Annotated in this window: 18 protein-coding genes; 13 read left to right on the plus strand and 5 right to left on the minus strand. The window is 73.2% G+C overall.

What is annotated here, in order from left to right; genetic code table 11:
- The 4 genes from ACZ7C5_RS36905 to ACZ7C5_RS36920 all read left to right on the plus strand — a co-directional run.
- Positions 1-94, plus strand: a 94-nt coding sequence (locus tag ACZ7C5_RS36905; RefSeq protein WP_132919430.1) for an acyl-CoA dehydrogenase family protein, incomplete at its 5' end; no start/stop codon positions are given.
- A gap of 65 nt (positions 95-159) precedes the next feature.
- A complete protein-coding gene (locus ACZ7C5_RS36910; protein WP_470324373.1) occupies positions 160-1,359 on the plus strand; it encodes an AAA family ATPase in 1,200 nt (399 codons plus the stop codon).
- Positions 1,360-1,367: 8 nt separating this feature from the next.
- Positions 1,368-1,949, plus strand: coding sequence for a DUF4276 family protein (locus ACZ7C5_RS36915; RefSeq protein ID WP_401092781.1), 582 nt, complete (start codon positions 1,368-1,370; stop codon positions 1,947-1,949).
- A 179-nt stretch (positions 1,950-2,128) separates the two neighbouring features.
- Positions 2,129-2,617 (plus strand): GNAT family N-acetyltransferase, encoded by a 489-nt coding sequence (locus tag ACZ7C5_RS36920; RefSeq protein ID WP_401092779.1) that lies wholly within the window; start codon positions 2,129-2,131, stop codon positions 2,615-2,617.
- On the opposite strand, the gene ACZ7C5_RS36925 is transcribed toward ACZ7C5_RS36920, so the two are convergent.
- On the minus strand, positions 2,610-3,206 hold the full coding sequence (locus tag ACZ7C5_RS36925) for an NAD(P)H-dependent oxidoreductase (protein WP_470324374.1): 597 nt from the start codon (positions 3,204-3,206) through the stop codon (positions 2,610-2,612). The two genes, ACZ7C5_RS36920 and ACZ7C5_RS36925, sit on opposite strands and share 8 nt — an antisense overlap.
- A gap of 72 nt (positions 3,207-3,278) precedes the next feature.
- Between ACZ7C5_RS36925 and ACZ7C5_RS36930 the strand changes: the two genes are divergently transcribed.
- Positions 3,279-3,932: a class I SAM-dependent methyltransferase gene (locus ACZ7C5_RS36930; protein ID WP_470324375.1), complete on the plus strand. Its 654-nt coding sequence runs from the start codon at positions 3,279-3,281 to the stop codon at positions 3,930-3,932.
- Between the two features lie 17 nt (positions 3,933-3,949).
- Here the strand turns inward: ACZ7C5_RS36930 and ACZ7C5_RS36935 are convergent, their stop codons facing one another.
- On the minus strand, positions 3,950-4,372 hold the full coding sequence (locus ACZ7C5_RS36935) for a MerR family transcriptional regulator (RefSeq protein WP_470324384.1): 423 nt from the start codon (positions 4,370-4,372) through the stop codon (positions 3,950-3,952).
- Between the two features lie 213 nt (positions 4,373-4,585).
- Between ACZ7C5_RS36935 and ACZ7C5_RS36940 the strand changes: the two genes are divergently transcribed.
- Both ACZ7C5_RS36940 and ACZ7C5_RS36945 read left to right on the plus strand, forming a co-directional pair.
- Positions 4,586-5,080: a peptidylprolyl isomerase gene (locus tag ACZ7C5_RS36940; protein WP_188296544.1), complete on the plus strand. Its 495-nt coding sequence runs from the start codon at positions 4,586-4,588 to the stop codon at positions 5,078-5,080.
- 270 nt (positions 5,081-5,350) lie between these two features.
- Positions 5,351-5,926 carry a hypothetical protein gene (locus tag ACZ7C5_RS36945; protein WP_401092772.1) on the plus strand — a complete coding sequence of 192 codons (576 nt, stop codon included), beginning with the start codon at positions 5,351-5,353 and terminating at the stop codon, positions 5,924-5,926.
- Here ACZ7C5_RS36945 and ACZ7C5_RS36950 read toward each other — a convergent pair.
- Together ACZ7C5_RS36950 and ACZ7C5_RS36955 are read right to left on the minus strand one after the other, a co-directional pair.
- Positions 5,830-6,411 carry an LbetaH domain-containing protein gene (locus ACZ7C5_RS36950; protein ID WP_401092770.1) on the minus strand — a complete coding sequence of 194 codons (582 nt, stop codon included), beginning with the start codon at positions 6,409-6,411 and terminating at the stop codon, positions 5,830-5,832. The two genes, ACZ7C5_RS36945 and ACZ7C5_RS36950, sit on opposite strands and share 97 nt — an antisense overlap.
- A 38-nt stretch (positions 6,412-6,449) precedes the next feature.
- The gene (locus ACZ7C5_RS36955) at positions 6,450-7,775 is read right to left on the minus strand and encodes an LCP family protein (RefSeq protein WP_401092768.1); all 1,326 of its coding nucleotides are present in this window, start codon (positions 7,773-7,775) and stop codon (positions 6,450-6,452) included.
- Positions 7,776-8,218: 443 nt separating this feature from the next.
- Between ACZ7C5_RS36955 and ssuE the strand changes: the two genes are divergently transcribed.
- From ssuE to ACZ7C5_RS36985, 6 genes are all read left to right on the plus strand, one after another.
- Positions 8,219-8,773, plus strand: coding sequence for an NADPH-dependent FMN reductase (gene ssuE / locus ACZ7C5_RS36960; protein ID WP_401092767.1), 555 nt, complete (start codon positions 8,219-8,221; stop codon positions 8,771-8,773).
- 324 nt (positions 8,774-9,097) lie between these two features.
- Entirely contained in the window at positions 9,098-9,883 is a 786-nt protein-coding gene (locus ACZ7C5_RS36965; protein WP_401092765.1) for an ABC transporter ATP-binding protein, read from the plus strand.
- A gap of 19 nt (positions 9,884-9,902) precedes the next feature.
- Positions 9,903-12,470: an ABC transporter permease gene (locus ACZ7C5_RS36970; RefSeq protein WP_401092763.1), complete on the plus strand. Its 2,568-nt coding sequence runs from the start codon at positions 9,903-9,905 to the stop codon at positions 12,468-12,470.
- Between the two features lie 189 nt (positions 12,471-12,659).
- Positions 12,660-14,654, plus strand: coding sequence for a hypothetical protein (locus ACZ7C5_RS36975; RefSeq protein ID WP_470324376.1), 1,995 nt, complete (start codon positions 12,660-12,662; stop codon positions 14,652-14,654).
- Positions 14,655-14,815: 161 nt separating this feature from the next.
- On the plus strand, positions 14,816-15,856 hold the full coding sequence (locus ACZ7C5_RS36980; RefSeq protein ID WP_401092760.1) for a glycosyltransferase family 2 protein: 1,041 nt from the start codon (positions 14,816-14,818) through the stop codon (positions 15,854-15,856).
- Positions 15,857-15,886: 30 nt separating this feature from the next.
- Positions 15,887-16,501, plus strand: coding sequence for an acyltransferase (locus ACZ7C5_RS36985; protein ID WP_401092758.1), 615 nt, complete (start codon positions 15,887-15,889; stop codon positions 16,499-16,501).
- A 21-nt stretch (positions 16,502-16,522) separates the two neighbouring features.
- On the opposite strand, the gene ACZ7C5_RS36990 is transcribed toward ACZ7C5_RS36985, so the two are convergent.
- The gene (locus tag ACZ7C5_RS36990) at positions 16,523-18,118 is read right to left on the minus strand and encodes an LCP family protein (protein ID WP_401092756.1); all 1,596 of its coding nucleotides are present in this window, start codon (positions 18,116-18,118) and stop codon (positions 16,523-16,525) included.
- Between the last annotated feature and the right edge of the window lie 80 nt (positions 18,119-18,198).

Consider the following 18,198-nt stretch of genomic DNA (forward strand, 5'->3'; position numbering starts at 1 on the left):
GGTGGAGCGGATGATGCGGGACGCGAAGATCACCCAGATCTACGAGGGCACCAACCAGGTCCAGCGGATCGTGATGGCCCGCAACCTCCCGTAACGGGGTGCGGTCGGCCCCCGTCCGCGTGCCGCGGCCGGGGGCCTCCGACTGTCACACTGTGGCACATGGAGGCCAACCACTTCTCGCTCACCAGAGTCAGACTCAGGCACTACCGAAGCATCGCTTCGGCGGACGTCCGACTGGGTAACCTGCTGCTGCTCGTCGGTCCGAACGGCTCGGGCAAGAGCAACTTCCTCGATGCTCTTCGCCTGTTGTCGGAATCACTTCAGACCTCGCTGGACCAGGCACTCCGAACGCGCGGCGGTGTCGCGGAGGTGCGGCGACGCTCCACAGGCCATCCGACGCACTTCGCCATCGACCTTGAGTTCCAGGGGGTGGGCTTCAGCGGCGAGTACGGCTTCGAGGTCGCCGCTGTGAAGGGAGGTGGATTCCGTATCTCCCGCGAGAGCTGCCGAGTCTGGTTCGGCGAGCGTGACGGTGAGGGGCGTCGGAGCGCCGACGCGGAATTCCGTGTCGAGAACGGAGCGCTGGTCGCGCAGACCGAGCCGGTGATGCCGCCGGTCGGGGAGTATCGGCTGTACCTGGTCTCCGCGGCCGGGCTGGAGGTCTTCGCGCCGGTCTTCGACGGGCTGGCCGGCATCAGTGTCTTCAGCCTGAATCCTGACGTCATGCGCCAGCCGCAGACTCCGGACTCGGGGGACTTCCTGCACCGTGACGGCTCCAACATCGCCAGCGTTCTCCACCGCCTGGAACGTAGCCAGCACGGGCAGGTCGACAAAGCGCGGATCGAGGAGTATCTCCAGCAGATCGTGCCGGGTATGCATGGCGTCTCACGTTCGGAACTCGGCAACTGGGAGACGCTTGAGTTCGCGCAGGATGTGCCGGGATCCAGGAACCCGTGGCGCTTTCAAGCCCAGTCGGTATCCGACGGCACTCTCCGGGCACTGGGTGTGCTGGTCTCCTTGTTCGCCGGCACCGGACGGACGTTGAGCACGGTCGGGATCGAGGAGCCGGAGAGCGCACTGCACCCAGCAGCCGCCGGGGTTCTTCTCGACGCACTGCGGGACGCGAGCGAGCGCCGCCAGGTGATCGTCACCAGCCACAGCCCCGATCTGCTCGATCGGGACGACTTCGACCCCGACCAGTTGCGCGCGGTGCGGTCGATCGCGGGCGAGACGAAGGTCGCCGGCCTTGACCGGGCGGGTGCTCTGGCGCTTCGGGAACAGCTGTACACCCCCGGTGAGCTACTGAGGATCGATCAGCTCCTCCCTGATGTCTCGGCGGTTCGCGGGGCTGCCGAATGAGCGACGTAGTGATCGCGCCGATCGTCGAGGGGCACGGAGAGGTCAAAGCGGTACGTGACCTCATCACCCGGATCGCGATGGAGTACTGCGGAGCATGGGTCGAGGTGGCCCAGCCGTTCAAGCTCGACTCCAACAAGATGAGAAAGCCCGACGAACTGGCCCGGGCCCTCAGGGTGCAGGCGGCGCGCGTGCCGTCGCGGGGCGGCGTGCTGGTCCTGCGCGACGGTGACGACAAGGACGTCGACTGTCCTGTCGCGCTGGCCAGGAGCCTGGCTCCCGCGCCGGAGCTGGTCGGCGTGCCCGTGGAGATCGTCATCGCCCATCACGAGTACGAGGCGTGGTTCCTGGCGTCGATGGAATCGTTGCGTGGGCACTCGGCCGTTCGGGATGACGCGGTGTCGCCGTCGGAGCCGGAGGCCAAACGGGACGCCAAGCGTCAGCTGGAAGGCCTGATGAACGAGTCGTACAAGGAAACCCTCCATCAGGCGAAGTTCTCCGCGCTGGTCGACCTGCGGGCGGCCGCGGTGAGCAGTCGGTCGTTCCGTCGGATGGTCCATGCGGTCGAGTCCCTGGTCGGTGGGCTCGGGTAGGTCCGCGGAGGCTCGCCCGGACCGTCTGTCGCTGTGGTCCGGATCCCCGTCGACTCGTCCTTCCGGCAGGTGAGTGGCCAGGGACGAGCGGCTGTCCGCGGGAAGTCCACTGGTCGGAAGGGGCGCGGTCGGACAAAACCGCGCGACGGCGGGCAGCCGCGCTCCGTAGGCTGCCCGCCATGCCGATCACGCCCTCCCCGCTCAGCCTGGCCCCCCTCACCCCCGGGAACCTCGACGCCGCCCTCGCCCTGCGGGTCCGTCCCGACCAGGAGCACCTGGTCGCGCCGGTGGTGAAGTCACTGGCCGAGGCGTACGTCCACGGGGAGGCCGCCTGGCCCCGGCTGATCCTGGACGGCGGGCGGCCGGTCGGCTTCGTGATGGCCTTCTTCGACATCACCTTCTACCCCGACCGCCCCGGCGACGGCCCCCGCTCCGGCCTGTGGCGGCTGCTGATCGACGCCGGGGAACAGCGCGGCGGCCACGGCCGCTTCGCGGTCGAGCAGGTCTGTGCCGAGATCCGCCGCCGCGGCGGCAGCCGCGCCACCGTCACCTACCACCCGGGCCCGGACGGCCCGGAGGAGTTCTACGCCCGGCTCGGCTTCCGGCCGACCGGCGAGACCAGCGGCGGCCAGACGGTGGCCGAACTGGACCTCCCGCCGCTCAGCTGAGCAGCGCCGCCGCCTGCTCCCGCGCCTGCCGCAGCCAGCCGGCGCGCTCGGCGGCGGGGGAGCCGGTGACCGTGCGGAACACCGTCCGCCGTACGTCGGTGACCCCGACGTACGGCAGGACGCAGGCCGCCCAGATCCGCTCCAGCGGGTCGCCGAACTCCTCGCGCTCCCGGGCCTCCGGGGTGTCCGAGGTGTTCAGCACCAGGGCCCGTCCGGCCCGCAGCAGCCCGGCGGGCTCGCCGTCGGCCGTCCCGAGCTTGTACGCGACGCCCGGCACCAGCACCCGCTGCACCCAGCCGGTGAGCACCGCGGGCGGCATGCCCCACCAGTTGGGGTGGATCAGCACCAGCGCGTCCAGGGTGGCCACCTCGGCGCGGTGCAGGGCCAGCCGGGGATCGGCGGGCCGCTCCGCCGCGGCCACGGTGCCGGTCTCCTCGGCGGTGAGCAGTGGCGCGAAGTCCTCCGCGTACAGGTCGTGGGCGCGCACCTCGCAGCCGCGTCCGCGCAGTTCGCCCACCACCGCCCCGTACAGCGCGTGGTTGAAGCTGCCCGGCCGCGGATGCGCCAGGTAGACCCCGATCGTGCTCATCTTCCGTCCCCCCTCGGGCTGGTTGGCGGGAACGATGCTACGGCCGGGCCGCGGCGGGTAGGGTCCCGGGCCATGACCGAGCCGGACTTCATCGTCGAGACCAGGGCGTTCTACGACGCCGTCGCCACCGAGTACACCGACCTCTTCCGGGACCACCTGGGCGGCGCGCCGGTGGACCGGGCGATGCTGGCGCTCTTCGCCGACCTGGTCCGCACCGAGCGGCCGGACGCCAGGGTCGCCGAAGTCGGCTGCGGACCGGGCCGGATGACCGGCCCGCTGCACCGGCTGGGCCTGGACGTGCAGGGGATCGACCTCTCGCCGAGAATGGTGGAACTGGCCGGGCAGGCCCACCCCGAGGTGCCGTTCGTCGTCGGCTCGATGTTCGACCTCCCGTTCCGGGACGGGGAGTTGACCGGCGTGGTGGCCTGGTACTCGATCATCCACACCCCGGTGGAGCGGCTCCCCGAGGTGTTCGCCGAATTCGCCAGGGTGCTCGCCCCCGGCGGCCACCTGATGCTCGCCTTCCAGGTCGGCGACGTGCCCTCGCGCCAGGAACGGCCCTTCGGCTACCCGGTGACGCTGGACTTCCGCCGGCTGCGGCCGGAGCGCGTCGAGGAACTGGCCGGGGAGGTCGGGCTCGCGGTCACCTCCCGTACGGTCCGCGAGCCGGAGGGGGAGGAGCCGACTCCGCAGGCGTACGTGCTGGCCCGCAAGCCGAAGGCCTGAGGGCCCCCCGAGGGCGCCTACGCGGCCTCGGACGGCGGCCGGGCGGACGGGGGCTGCGCGGACGGCGGCCGGGCGGACGGCGGCCGGGCGGAGGCGGCCGCGATCACCTCGTCGAGCACCTCGCGGGAGCGCAGCAGGTCGCCGATCGTCCGGTCGATCCGCTCGCGCTCCGCGGTGAGCTCCTCGACCAGCATCGGGGTGGCGATCTCGTTCGGGCTGCCGTCGGAGTCCCGCATGCAGGGGAGGATCCGGTGGATGGTCCGGCTGTGCAGTCCGGCCGCGAACAGCTCCTGGATGTGCACGACCCGGTCGACCGCGGCGTCCGGGTACTCCCGGTGTCCGCCCTCGGTGCGGCGGGCGGCCAGCAGGCCCTGCTGCTCGTAGTAGCGCAGCGAGCGTTCGCTCACACCCGTGCGCCGGGCCAGTTCGCCGATCCGCATGCTGCCCACCCCGTCGTCCCGGTCGTCGTCCCGGGTGTCGTACCGCGCCAAGGTCCGAAGCCGACAGCGATGTTAGCGTTCCCGGCACCGGTGTGGAGCGGCCTGGACCGGGCCGGGAAAGCCGGGCCGGGCAACCGGATAACACAGCCGCTTCCGGCCTCGCCCGGCCGGGGGCGGCGCGCGGCGAACAGGTGATCGTGCCATCATCCCTGCATGTCTTCCAACGTTTTCTTCGACATCGAGATCGACGGCAAGTCGGCCGGCAAGATCGTCTTCAAGCTGTACGACGACGTCGTTCCGCAGACCGCCCGCAACTTCCGCGAGCTGGCCACCGGCCAGAACGGCTTCGGCTACGAGGGCTCCGGCTTCCACCGCGTGATCCCGGCCTTCATGCTCCAGGGCGGTGACTTCACCAACCACAACGGCACCGGCGGCAAGAGCATCTACGGCGAGAAGTTCGCGGACGAGAACTTCAAGCTCAAGCACGACCGCCCGGGTCTGCTGTCGATGGCCAACGCCGGCCGCAACACCAACGGCTCGCAGTTCTTCATCACCACCATCGTCACCGACTGGCTGGACGGCAAGCACGTCGTCTTCGGCGAGGTCGTCGAGGGTCTGGACATCGTGAAGAACATCGAGTCGCTCGGCTCGCAGAGCGGCCGCACCTCGGCCAAGATCACCATCGCCAAGTCCGGCGTGGTGGAGTAGTCACCACCGCCACCTGGCACGCACCGCCCCGGGGCGGGACGTCGGAGTTTCCGGCCTCCCGCCCCGGGGCGGTTCCGTGTCCGGATCCGGATACGGAACCGATGCCGCGCCCGGCCCCGGGCGCGGTGCGGCGGGCAGGGTAGCCCGGAGCGCGCTCCTTGGGGCCGGAACCGGGCAATCGCGCGGTCCTTCGCCGCCGGCGTCCTACGCTCGAATCGGACGCGGCCCCAGCCGCGGCCGAACTCGACTCCGCGGCAAGGTGGTTGACCGATGATGGAGCAGGGCGCCGACGACGGCGAGGTGACCTACGAGCAGGTGACGGTGGTATCCCTGGCCGGCTGCGAGCCGGTCGGCCCGGCGCGGTTCGCCGTCCGGGTCGTCCGCGAAGGCATGACCGTCAAGCGGGTGGCGGGCTACTGGGTGCGCTGGGACGAGTGCCGGGACGAGGAGGAGGTCCGCCACCACGCGCGCTGGGTCGCGGACGAGGAGTACGTGCGGCCGGACACCGGCAGCCTGGACGGCACGCTCGCGGTGATGGTCGCCGCGTACTGGACGGACCCCGCGGGCGCCTTCCCGCGCCGCCCGAGCACCGAGACGGCGGTGACCTTCCGGCCCGGCGAGACCGAGCACGAGCTGGTGCTGGAGCAGTGCGCCCCGCCCGGCCCGGCCGCCGCCGCGCACCGCCCGGCCTCCCTGTCGGTGCAGCTGACCCACGCGAGGTGGCTGAGCGGCGAGGGGCAGCCGATCCACTACGGCTTCTCGGGCGCGACCGAGGAGGCCGGCGGCGAGGGGGAGTGGCTGGTCCGCTTCCCGGAGTGCGGCACCGGCCTGCTGCCGTACGTCTGAGGCCGCCCGGAGGGGCCAGGGGCGGGCGGGGCCGGAGAGGGCCCCCAGGTGCCCGCCCGCATCCCCACCTTGCGGGCCGGCACCCCGGCCCAGATCTCCCCGGGCCCGGTGGAACGGGTGAGCACCGCGTTGGCCCCGACGACGGTGCCGGCGCCGACGGTCAGCACGCCCTGCTTGCACACCACCTTGGCGCCCGCGCACAGCACCGCGCCGTCCTCGACCACCACCCGCCGCATCGCGCTCTCCTCCTGCGGCACCCACGGGTCGGCCCGGCCGATGGTCACGCCGTTGTAGAGCGTCACGCCGGCGCCGAGGGTGGTGTACGGGTGCAGCACGGTGCCGAAGCCGCGGTGGAAGACGGCCAGCCCGGGCCCGATCTCGCAGGCGGCGGGCACCTCCATGCCGTAGAGCGCGAGCGCCTCCTGGACCAGGCGGCCCAGGAGGCGGTGGCGGCGGCGGTGGATCAGCGCGGTGACGAGTGACATCCACTCATTGTGGCGGCCCGGTCACCGGAAGTGGCCGGTTACTTGAACTCGGGCACCGCGGTGTCGTTCTTGAAGGCGTCGAAGAGCTGCTTGGACTTGCCGGCGTCCCACAGCACGGCGGACTCGCCGGTCTTGGTCCGGTAGTCCGGGTTGCCGATCGGCACGGTGAGCGACTTGCCGCTGCCGCCGTTGACGTCCTTCATGGCGAGGAAGAACGAGCCGAGGTCGGTCAGCCCGCAGTCCTCGTCGACGATCAGGGTGCCGAGCGCCGAGTCGACCAGCGGGTAGAAGGTGAACGGGTTGACCAGGTTGCCGGGGGAGGCGGCCTGGTGGGCGAGGGCGCCGAGGAACTTCTGCTGGTTGCGCATCCGGCCGAGGTCCTGGTCGGCCATCTGGTGGCGCTGGCGGACGAAGGCCAGTGCCTCCTTGCCGGTGAGGGTCTGGTCGCCCGCCTTGAGGTCGAGCCCGGAGTCCTTGTCCTTGATGTCCTGGTCGATGTGCATCTCGACGCCGCCGATCGAGTCGACGATGCCGACGAAGCCGCCGAAGCCGATCTCGGCGTAGTGGTCGATCCGCAGGCCGGTGTTCTGTTCGACGGTCTGGACCAGCAGCCGGCCCCCGCCGTTGCCGAAGGCCGAGTTGATCTTCGCGGTGGTGCCCTTGACCGGCTTGCCGTTGCCGCCCGGGTGCTCGGGGATCGGCACCCAGGAGTCGCGCGGGATGCTCATCAGGGTGTTCCCGGCGTCCCCGACGTGCAGGATCATCATCGAGTCGCTGCGCTTGCCCTCGGTGTCGTGCCCGGTGTGCAGGTCGTCCTGCTCGGAGTCGGTCAGGCCCTGGCGGCTGTCGGACCCGACGATCAGCCAGTTGGTGCCCTTGCCCGCGGCCGGGCGGCCGGGGTAGTCGGCGAGCACGTTCTCGTGGTTGAGCTTGGAGTCCGCCCAGAACCAGGTGGACACCGCGGTGACCATGACGGCGATCAGCACGCCGAAGACCGACCACTTGACGATCCGCCGCCGCGGCCAGCGCCGGGGCCGGGTGCCGGCGGGCCGGGCACCGCCGGGCCCGCCCGGGCGGCCGGGACCACCGGAGCCGCCGGGCCCGCCGGGGCGCCCCGGGCCCGCGGGCCGGTCGCCGGGCGCGCCGACCCCCTGCGGCGGGACGCCGCCGAGCCGGGACGGACCGGGCTGCCCGGGCTGTCCCGGGTGCCGCGGCGGGGGTGCCGCCGCCCCGCGCGGGTTCAGCGAGGCCGGCAGCGGCGGCTCGGCCGCGCCGCTCCCGCCGTACGGGTTCCCGCCGCTCCCGCCGTTGCCGCCGTACGGGTTCCCGCCGCCCCCCGGGCGGCCCTCCTGCCACGTGTTCATGCCGATGAGGATGCCCGACCCCGGTCGGGCTGACTCCCCCCGGGGTGCCCGCCGGGCCTCTTGTAGCAGTTTTGATGCACGTACCGGATCGTTCCGCCGAAACGTCCGGACACCCGGCGTTCCACCTGCTGAAACGTTTCTTGACCAGCTCGAACACAGCGTGTTTGCATTTCCGGCATGGACCAGCGTTGGGCACTCACGCGTCGGCGGCACGTCGACCTGCGGCGCGGTGTGGCCTGTTCGCTCTGTCGCGGCTGACGCTCGCCCGCCGAGTCCCCGCCCTTCCCGCACCCCCCGCACGTCCGCCGACGTAGCGCCTCCCCGGTGCCGCCTTCCCGCACCACCCCGGGTCCCGGCCCCCGGCACCACGCCGGATACCGGCCCCACCACGGCGCCCTCCACCGCCGCGCCGCGCCGCCCCGCTTCCAGCCAGAGGTGAACCCATGGCCGTCGTCCTGTCCGTTTCCGGCTCCCCGTCCGCGACCTCCCGCACCACCCGCCTGCTGCGCCACGTCGACGCGCGGCTGACGGAGCGCGGCCACCACGTCATCCCCTTCGAGGCCCGCAGCCTGCCCGCGCACGCGCTGCTGTCGGGCGACTTCGACCACCCCGGGATCGTCGCCGTCACCGAGCTGTTCGCCCGCGCCGACGGCGTGGTCATCGGCACCCCCGTCTACAAGGCCGCCTACTCGGGCCTGCTGAAGGCCCTGCTGGACGTGCTCCCGCAGTACGCCCTCGCCGGCAAGACCGTCCTGCCGCTGGCCACCGGCGGCTCGCCCGCGCACGTCCTCGCCGTGGACTACGCGCTGCGCCCGGTGCTCAGCTCGATGGGCGCCGGCCACATCACCCAGGGCTGGTTCGTGCTCGACCGCCACATCACCGCGGGGGAGGACGGGACGACCCTGGTGGAGCGCGAGACCGAAGCGCTGCTGGCCCCGGTGGTGGAGGGCTTCGCCACGGCCCTGGAGCGGCAGGCCGCACCCGCGCTGACGAGCTGACGGACCGTCGCCGCCGGCCCGTACGGGGGGTCCCCGAGACGGGCCGCGGCGACCCCTAGGGGGATGCGCTCCGGGCCCCGTAGAACCTTGGTTGAACCGCTTCATTCCGGCGGATGACGAGCCCTCCGCCGACGGCTCCTAACGTGGTTCACACATCCCCACCCGCCAGAAGAAGGCCCGGTCGCGTCGGGCCCGGTGGCCAGGTCCACCGGGAGGGTGGAGACAACTCCCGGTCGGGGACTACCGCCTGCGCCATGTCGCGGAGGCGGGTCAGCCCGCGAGGCTGGGGGCCAACGGGTGAGCGCATCTTCTGAGGAGACTCCAGTGACGACGGCCGCAGCCGTGTACGACCCCCAGCTTCCCGGCGGTGCGTCCGCCGTCGCCGCGTCGGCCCGTCAGGTCACCAAGGCCTACGGCGCGGGCGAGACCAGGGTCACCGCGCTCGACGCGGTCGACGTCGACATCCAGCGCGGCCGGTTCACCGCGATCATGGGCCCCTCGGGCTCCGGCAAGTCCACCCTGATGCACTGCCTGGCGGGCCTCGACACGGTGACCACGGGGCAGATCCGGATCGGCGACACCGAGATCACCGGCCTCAAGGACAAGCAGCTCACCCGGCTCCGCCGGGACAAGATCGGCTTCATCTTCCAGGCGTTCAACCTGCTCCCGACCCTGAGCGCGCTGGAGAACATCACGCTCCCGATGGACATCGCCGGCCGCAAGCCCGACCAGGCCTGGCTGGCCCAGGTGGTGGAGACCGTCGGCCTGGCCGGCCGGCTCAAGCACCGCCCGACCCAGCTGTCCGGCGGCCAGCAGCAGCGCGTCGCGGTGGCCAGGGCGCTGGCCGCCCGCCCCGAGATCATCTTCGGCGACGAGCCCACCGGGAACCTGGACTCCAGGGCCGGCGCCGAGGTGCTGACCTTCCTGCGCCGCTCGGTGGACGAACTGGGCCAGACCATCGTGATGGTCACCCACGACCCGGTCGCCGCCGGCTACGCGGACCGCGTGCTCTTCCTCGCCGACGGCGTGATCGTGGACGAGATGTACGCGCCCACCGCCGACTCCGTCCTCGAACGCATGCGCCGTTTCGACGGCAAGCGCACCAGCTGAGCGGCGGGAGGACACCATCATGCTGCTCAAGACCTCACTGCGGAGCTTCTACGCCCACAAGGGCCGGATGGCGCTCTCGCTCATCGCCGTGGTGCTGTCGGTGGCCTTCGTCTCCGGCACCCTGGTGTTCTCGAACACCGCCACCGGCACCTTCGACAAGCTCTTCGCCGCGACCTCCTCCGACGTCTCGGTCCAGCCGCCCAAGCCTGCCGAGGACGAGGGGCAGCAGGCCGCCGTCAAACCGCCGACCGTCCCGGTCGAGCTGGAGAGACAGGTCGCCGGGCTGCCCGGGGTGAAGTCCGCGGTCGGCCAGGTCATGGTCGAGAACGCGGTCCTGGTCAACCCGGCCACCAACAAGCTGGTCGGCCCGACCACCGGCGCGCCCACCCTGCTCGCCAACTGGACGGACACCCCGGGCAACCCGGTCAGGCTCACCTCGGGACACACGCCGCGGGGCCCGACCGAGCTGGTGCTGGACGCGGACACCGTGAAGAAGGCCGGGCTCGGCCTCGGCGACCGGCTCAGGGTCGACAACCCGACCGGGCGGCACGACTTCACCGTCGTCGGCATCGGCACCTTCACCACCACCAACCCGGGCGCGGCGCTCGCGTTCCTGGACACCCCGACCGCCCAGCAGGTGCTGCTCGGCGAGCCGGCCTTCAGCACGATCGAGGCGTACGGCGACGGCAGCCGCAGCAACGACCGGCTCAAGGCGGACGCGCTGGCCCGGCTCGGCGGCGGGTACCAGGTCAAGACGGCGGCCGAGCAGAAGGCCGACCGCAGCGAGCAGGTCGGCCAGGGCCTCGACTTCATGAAGTACGCGATGCTCGGCTTCGCCTTCGTCTCGGCGATCGTCGGCGCCTTCCTGATCGTCAACACCTTCTCGATGCTGGTCGCCCAGCGCACCCGTGAGATCGGCCTGCTGCGCGCCGTCGGCGGCAGCCGGAGCCAGGTCAACCGCTCGGTGCTGGTCGAGGCGCTGATCCTGGGCGTGCTCGGCTCGACCCTCGGGGTCGGGGCCGGTCTGGGCGTGGCGGTCGGCCTGATCGAGCTGATGGACGCGATCGGCATGGACCTCCAGGCGGCCGACCTGCGGATCGGCCCCGACGTCTTCGTCGCCGGCTACGCGCTCGGCATCGTGGTCACCCTGGTCGCGGCCTGGTTCCCGGCCCGCCGGGCGAGCCGGATCTCGCCGATGGCCGCGCTGCGCGACCACGGCACCCCGGCCGAGGGCAGGGCCAACCTGATCCGCACGGTGCTGGGCCTGCTGCTGACGGCGGGCGGCGGCGCGCTGCTGGCGCAGGGCGCGAGGGCGGAGAAGGCGTCCGCCGGCGGCCAGTACCTGGGCCTCGGCGTGGTGCTCACCCTGATCGGCTTCGTGGTGCTCGGCCCGCTGCTGGCCTCGGCCGTCGTCCGGGTGCTCGGTGCGCTGCTGCCGGCGCTGTTCGGCCCGTCCGGCAGGCTCGCCCAGCGCAACGCGATGCGCAATCCGCGCCGCACCGGTGCCACCGCCGCCGCGCTGATGATCGGCCTGGCGCTGGTGATCGCCTCCGCGGTGTTCAGCTCCTCGGCGGTCAACTCGACCAGCGCGCAGATCGACAAGTCGGTGGGCGCGGACTACATCGTCTCCGGCGGCCGCACCGCGATCACCCCCGAGGTGCTGGCCGCGGTCGAGCGGACCCCGGGCATCGACCACGTCACCACCCAGCGGTTCTACCCGGCCAAGGTCCGGCTGCCGGACGGGCAGCAGGCCAAGACCTCGCTGACCGCCGTGCCGCCGGCCTTCTTCGGCACCGACTTCCGGCCGACCGTCGACTCCGGTGCGGTGGACTCGATCCAGCGCGGCTCGCTGGGGATCGGCGCGGCCTTCGCCAAGGACCACGGCCTGAAGGTCGGCGACCAGGTCACCGTCGACTACGGCCGGGGCCGTACCCAGGTGGTGCCGGTCGGCGCGGTCTTCGGCAAGGGCGAACTGTTCGGCGACGGCTCCTTCGTGGCCATGGACACCGTGGACAAGGTCGTCCCGGCCGCCGAGCAGCCGCCGGTGTGGACCTTCTTCGCCAAGGCCGCCAAGGGCGCCGACGTCGACCGGACGCTGACCGCCCTCCAGGACGGGCTGAAGGAGTACCCGCAGCTGACCATCAAGGACCGGGCCGGCTACAAGGAGCTCGTCCAGTCCCAGATCAACACCCTGCTGTACCTGATCTACGGGCTGGTCGCCCTGTCCATCACGGTCGCGGTGCTCGGCGTGGTCAACACCCTGGCACTGTCGGTGGTCGAGCGGACCCGCGAGATCGGCCTGCTGCGGGCGATCGGGCTCTCCCGCCGCCAGCTGCGCCGGATGATCCGGCTGGAGTCCGTGGTGATCGCGGTGTTCGGCGCGGTCCTCGGTACCGGGCTGGGCCTCGCCTGGGGCGTCACCGCCCAGCGGGTGCTGCGGGACCAGGGCCTGGGGACGCTCTCCGTCCCGACCACCACGGTCGCGATCACGCTGGTCTCCTCGGTGGTGATCGGTCTGTTCGCCGCCCTCTTCCCGGCCTTCCGGGCCGGCCGGATGAACGTTCTCGCGGCCATCGCGACGGACTGACCCGGCGTCGGGGGGCGCCGGGCACAGGCCCCGCGGGGCCGGGGGAGCACGGGGGAGCACGGGGGAGACCGCGGGGAAACGGGGAAGCGGGGGGACGGGGGCCGGGTGCGCACAGCGCCCGGCCCCCGTCGTGTTCCGGGCGCCCGGAACACGGCGGGCCGGCCACCGGACTGCTGAGATGATCGTCCGATGTTCCCCTCGGACGCTCCGCCGCTGCCCAGCGCCGCTCCCCTCACCGCGGCGGCCGCCGCCCGCTGGCGCGCCGCCAGGACCGCCTGGCGGCTGGACGGCCGCTGGCTCGCGCTGGCGCCGATCGGGTTCGTCATCCTGGCCGGCGCGGTCGAGCCCGAGGCGGTCCGGTGCAACGCCCAGGGCATCTGCCGGGACGCCTGGGGCTCGGCGCTGGCCGGCTGGTCGGTGCTGGCCGAGGTCCTCCTGCTGGCCACCAGGGCCAGGGTCAGGGTGCTGGTCCCGCCGGTCGTCCTGGCGCTGCTCTGGTACCTCCCCGAGGGCCTGGTCACCCCGCTCGCCCGGTGGTCCGCGGTGCTGCTCCACGTACTGCTCACCGCCGTCCTGCTCGGCGCCGAGGCCGGCCGCCGCCGCGCCCGCCAGCAGCTCGACGAGCTGATGGCCCCGCCCGTCGACTACCCCTGGACGGCCGCCGGCGCGCCCTCGCCCGTCCACCGGGACGGCCCGCCGGTGCTGCGCCGCACCCTCGGGGCCCTGCTGCTGGTGGTCGCGGTGGCCTTCCCGGCGTACGGCCTCTGGGAGCAGGCCAGGGCGGACTCCGCCGCCGAGCGGGCCACCCGGATCACCGGCACCGCGGGCACCAGCGACCGGGACGGCGTGCTGACCGTCCGCTTCCAGCCGCCCGGCGGCGGCCCCGAGCGCACCGCCGCCCTGGACGTCCGGTGGCAGCGGCAGCCGCAGCCGGGCGAGCCCGTCCCGCTGCTGGTGGACGGCGACTGGGTGCGCGCCCCGGGCGACGACTACGACGTCTCCGGCCAGCTGAGCGCCGGCGGCCTGATCGCCCTGCCCGGCCTGGTGCTGCTCGGCGCGGCCGCCGCCGCGAGCGCCCGCAGGACCGGGCCCGCCTTCGTCGGCGCCGCCCCCGCGCTCGCCGTCCGGGTGCGCGCCGACGAGCGCGGCGACCTGCTGGTGCTGCCGCTGGACGGTCCGCCCGACGGCCCCGGGCTCTGGCGCCTGGTCGAACACGACCGCTACCGCTGGGCCCGCAACGGCGCCCCGGACGGCGAAGGACCGGCCTGGGTGCCCGCGCACCTGGAGACCGAGGAGCAGGACGAGGACTACCCCGACCCCCCGGTGCCCGACTACGACGAGGAAGAGGAGGAGTACGAGGACCTGGTCCACCGGGCGACCCCGGCCGAGGCCGCCGAGTGGCTGGCCAGGGCCGGCCGCAGCGTGCCCGCCGTGCTGTACGTCGGCCCGGACGGGCCCGGCCACCAGCTGCTCGTCCGTCCCGGCGTGCTCGACTGCGACCCGCACTGGGTGGCCACCGTGGTCGCCCCCGCCGCCCGGGCCCCGCGGTTCGGCCGGCGCTCCGGGCGCTACCGCGAGCGCGACCTGGCCGTCGCCGCGCTGACCGCCGAGACCGTCGCCGCCGCCCCCGCGGCCGGCCCCGGCACCGCACCGCTGGCCGCCCGGCGCTGGGAGATGCCGCTGCCGCTGCGGGCGGCGGCCGGACCGCTGGCGGCGCTGGTGGTCGCCACCGCCGTGGTGCTGCTCGACGAGGACGGCTGGTGGCAGGGGCTGCTGCACCCGCTGTGGATCGGATCGGCGGCGATCCTCGCCTGCGCCCAGACGCTGTCCTGGCAGGTGGTGGCCGACCGCCGCGGGCTCCGGGTGGCCACCGCGCTGCGCACCCGCAGCTACCGGTGGGCGGAGGTCTCCGCGGCGGCGGTGCACCGGAACCTGCTCACCATCCGGCTGCACAGCGGGCGGGAGTTCTCCTTCGTCTGCCGCCCGACGGGCCGGCTGGCCGAACTCCTCGGCGACCGGTACGACCCCCAGGCGCTGGCCAGGACCGTCGCCACCGCGGCCCACCGCCCGGACCTGCGCCCCGAGCAGGCGCTGCCGGAACGGCTGGGCGGCCCCCAGCACCTGCTGAACCGGCTCGCGCTGACCGGCTACGCGGTGTTCACCGTCGCCCACTACGCACTCTGAACCCGCCCCGGATCGGCACCGGATCCACACCGTCCCGGGCTCACCCGTACGGGGGAGTACGGTGTTCTTGATCACAGTGCCCGTGTCGCGCCGCGAAGCGGGCGCAGCCGCCCTGACCGGGACAAGACGGGGACGCGTCCGCACCGGTACGGTGGGCCCCGATGAACACCAAGGCTGCTGAGGAGCTGCCGGCTGTTTCCGTGATCATGCCGGTGCTCAACGAGGAACGTCACCTGCGCACGGCGGTCAGGCGCATCCTGGACCAGGAGTACCCCGGGCCGATGGAGGTGGTGATCGCCCTCGGTCCCTCCACCGACCGCACCGCCGAGATCGCGGCCGAGCTGGTGGCCGAGGACCCGCGGGTGCGGACGGTGGAGAACCCCACCGGCCGGACGCCGGCCGGGCTGAACGCCGCGATCCGGGGCTCCAGGCACCCGATAGTCGTGCGGGTGGACGGTCATGGACTGCTCACCCCCGGCTACATCACCACGGCGGTCGGGCTGCTCGGGGACATGGAGGCGGCCAACGTCGGCGGCATCATGCACGCCGAGGGCGAGACCGAGTGGGAGAACGCGGTCGCCGCCGCGATGACCTCCAAGATCGGCGTCGGCAACGCCGCCTTCCACACCGGCGGCCTGGCGGGCCCGGCGGACACCGTCTACCTCGGGGTGTTCCGGCGCGAGGTGCTGGAGAAGCTCGGCGGCTACAACGAGGAGTTCGTCCGCGCCCAGGACTGGGAGCTGAACTACCGGATCCGCCAGGACGGCGGCCTGGTCTGGTTCACCCCGCAGCTCAAGGTGACGTACCGGCCCCGGCCCTCGGTGCGGGCGCTGGCCAAGCAGTACAAGGACTACGGGCGCTGGCGCCGGGTGGTCACCCGCTACCACCGCGGCTCGGTCAACCTGCGCTACCTCGCGCCGCCGTCCGCGCTGCTGGCGGTCACCCTCGGGCTGGTGCTCGGCGTCGCCGTCCACCCGGCCTTCCTCGCGGTGCCGGGCGGGTACCTGCTGGGCATCCTCGGCGGCGCGGCCGTCGAGGGCCGCGGCCTGTCGTTCAAGGCCAGGGCGCTGCTGCCGGTGGCCCTGGCGACCATGCACCTCAGCTGGGGCTTCGGCTTCCTCACCTCGCCGCGCTCGCTCGCCCGGAGGGTGATCGCCAGTGTCGGCCCGTCCTCCGAGGACGTGCTCTCGAAGACCGGCTGATTCGTTTCGGCACCGCTATCGTCGGTGCGCATGGCGACAGTTGAGGGCGGGTCGGGTGCGGCCAGGATCGAGCCGAGCGCGGACGTCGACGAGCGGGCCGCGATCGGCGCCGGGACGACGGTCTGGCACCTCGCCCAGGTCCGCGAGGGCGCGGTGGTCGGCGCCGGCTGCGTGATCGGCCGCGGCGCGTACGTCGGTCCTGGCGTGCGGATCGGGGACCGGGTCAAGGTGCAGAACCACGCGCTGGTGTACGAGCCGGCGGTGGTCGAGGACGGCGTGTTCATCGGCCCGGCCGCCGTCCTCACCAACGACCGCTATCCGCGCGCGGTCACCCCGGAGGGCCGTCCCAAGGGGCAACTCGACTGGCGGGCCGAAGGAGTGACGCTCCGTCAGGGCTGCTCGATCGGCGGCCGGGTGGTGCTGGTCGCCGGGGTGACGGTCGGCCGCTGGGCGCTGGTCGCGGCCGGCGCCGTGGTGCACCGGGACGTCCCGGACTTCGCCCTGGTCGCCGGCGTCCCGGCCCGCCGGATCGGCTGGGTGGGACGGGCCGGCGAGCCGCTGCGGCCGGCCGGGGACGGCCTCTGGCAGTGCCCGGGGACCGCCGAGCGCTACCGCGAGGAGAACGGAACCCTCGTGCTCCTCTAGGGCGTGTCGGACACGCCCTGGCTACTTGGCGCAGGCGTCGACGTCGTCCGCCTGCACCCGCTGGAGGTCCTCGGGCGCCTCGGTGGGCACCGCGGGCGGGGCGGCGGGGGCGGTCAGCACGTCCTTGCCGAGCACCAGCAGCAGCCCGCCCTTCGGGTCCGGCTTCGCGGCCGGCCGGACGGCGTCGCCGGGCAGGCCGAGGGCGGCGGCCAGGGCGTTGGCCTCGGCCTCCAGGCCGGCCGGGTAGGACACAGTGGTGGTCTCGGCGAGCGGCGCGTCGCTGCCCACCGCGGCCTTGGCGAAGCCCTTCGTCCGGAGCTTCTCCGCGGTCGGCCCGGACTGCCCGCGGGTGCCGCTGCCGTTGCGCACCGTCAGCTGGACGCCCTTGGTGTCGGCGGGCGGGGCGGCGGCCGACTGGGTGGCCGGTGCGGCGGGGGCGGCGCCGGTGGCCGGGGCCTCGGGGGCGGCCGGGGCGGCGGTCTCGGTCAGCGAGCGGTCGCCCGCGATCATCGCGAACAGCTGCCCGGCGTCCGGCTGCTTGAGCACCAGCCGGTCCTTGTCCTTGGGGTCGTCCAGGACGGGGACGGTGGCGAAGGTGATGTTCTTGGTGTCCACCTTGCTGATGTCCAGCGCGAGGTCCTTGAGCTTGTCCACGCTGCCGATCCCGGAGTCCACGGTGAGCGCCTTGGTGGCGGCGTCCGCGAGCTTGTAGAGCTTGGTCGGGCTGGTCAGGGTGTCGTCGCTCTTGATCTTTCGGATCATCGAGCTGATGAACTGCTGCTGGAGCGGGATCCGGGTGAGGTCGCCGCCCTGGCCGACCGCGTGCCGGGTGCGGACGAAGGCGAGCGCCTCCTCGCCCTGCACCACGTGCCGGCCCTTGGTCATCCTGAGGTGGGAGCCCGAGTCGTTGATGTCCTTGGCCGCGCAGACCTCGACCCCGCCGACCGCGGTGGACAGGGACTTCACCGCCTCGAAGTTGACCTGCACGAAGTGGTCGACCCGGATGCCGGTGCTCTTCTCGACGGTCTTCCAGGTGCAGCCCGCGTCGCGGCCGTCCTGGCCGAGGCTGGTGTTGAACATGTCCCGGGCCGAGCCCGGGATCTTCTTCCCCTGGGCGTTCTGGCACTCCGGGATCGGCAGCATCAGGTCGCGCGGGAGGCTGACCACCGTCGCGTTGGTGCGGTCCTTGGCGATGTGGAACAGCAGCGTGGTGTCGGCGTGCCCGGCGCTGCCCTCGTCGCCGTACTCGCGCCCGAGGCCCTCCCGGCTGTCCGTGCCGATCACCAGGATGTTCAGCGCGTCCCCGGCGGCCTGGGGGCGCTCGGCCTCGTCGCCCAGCTGGACCTTGACCGAGGTCAGGTTGTCGTTGAAGTGCCGGTAGAGGTAGTACGCCCCGCCGCAGCCCGCCACCATCACCAGGGCGCCCGCCCCGGCGGTCCACTTGAGCACCCGTCGGCGCCGGTGGCGCTTGGCGACGGCGGCCGCCCGCCGCCGGCTGTCCCGGCGGCCCTCCGGGGCCGGTGCCGTGGGCTCCTCGGTGCCCCGGTGACGCTGCCGGGGGACGCCGGGGGCCGGGTCCACCCGGTAGCGGCCGGATTCCGGTTGCTCCTCGTGCACGGGGTTCCCTACGTTCGACCGGTACGGCTCGGGCCCACCCGTACGAACGGGCCGATCCGGACACAGTAGACGAGCCGGAC

It is taken from the genome of Kitasatospora sp. NPDC036993, assembly GCF_055607525.1.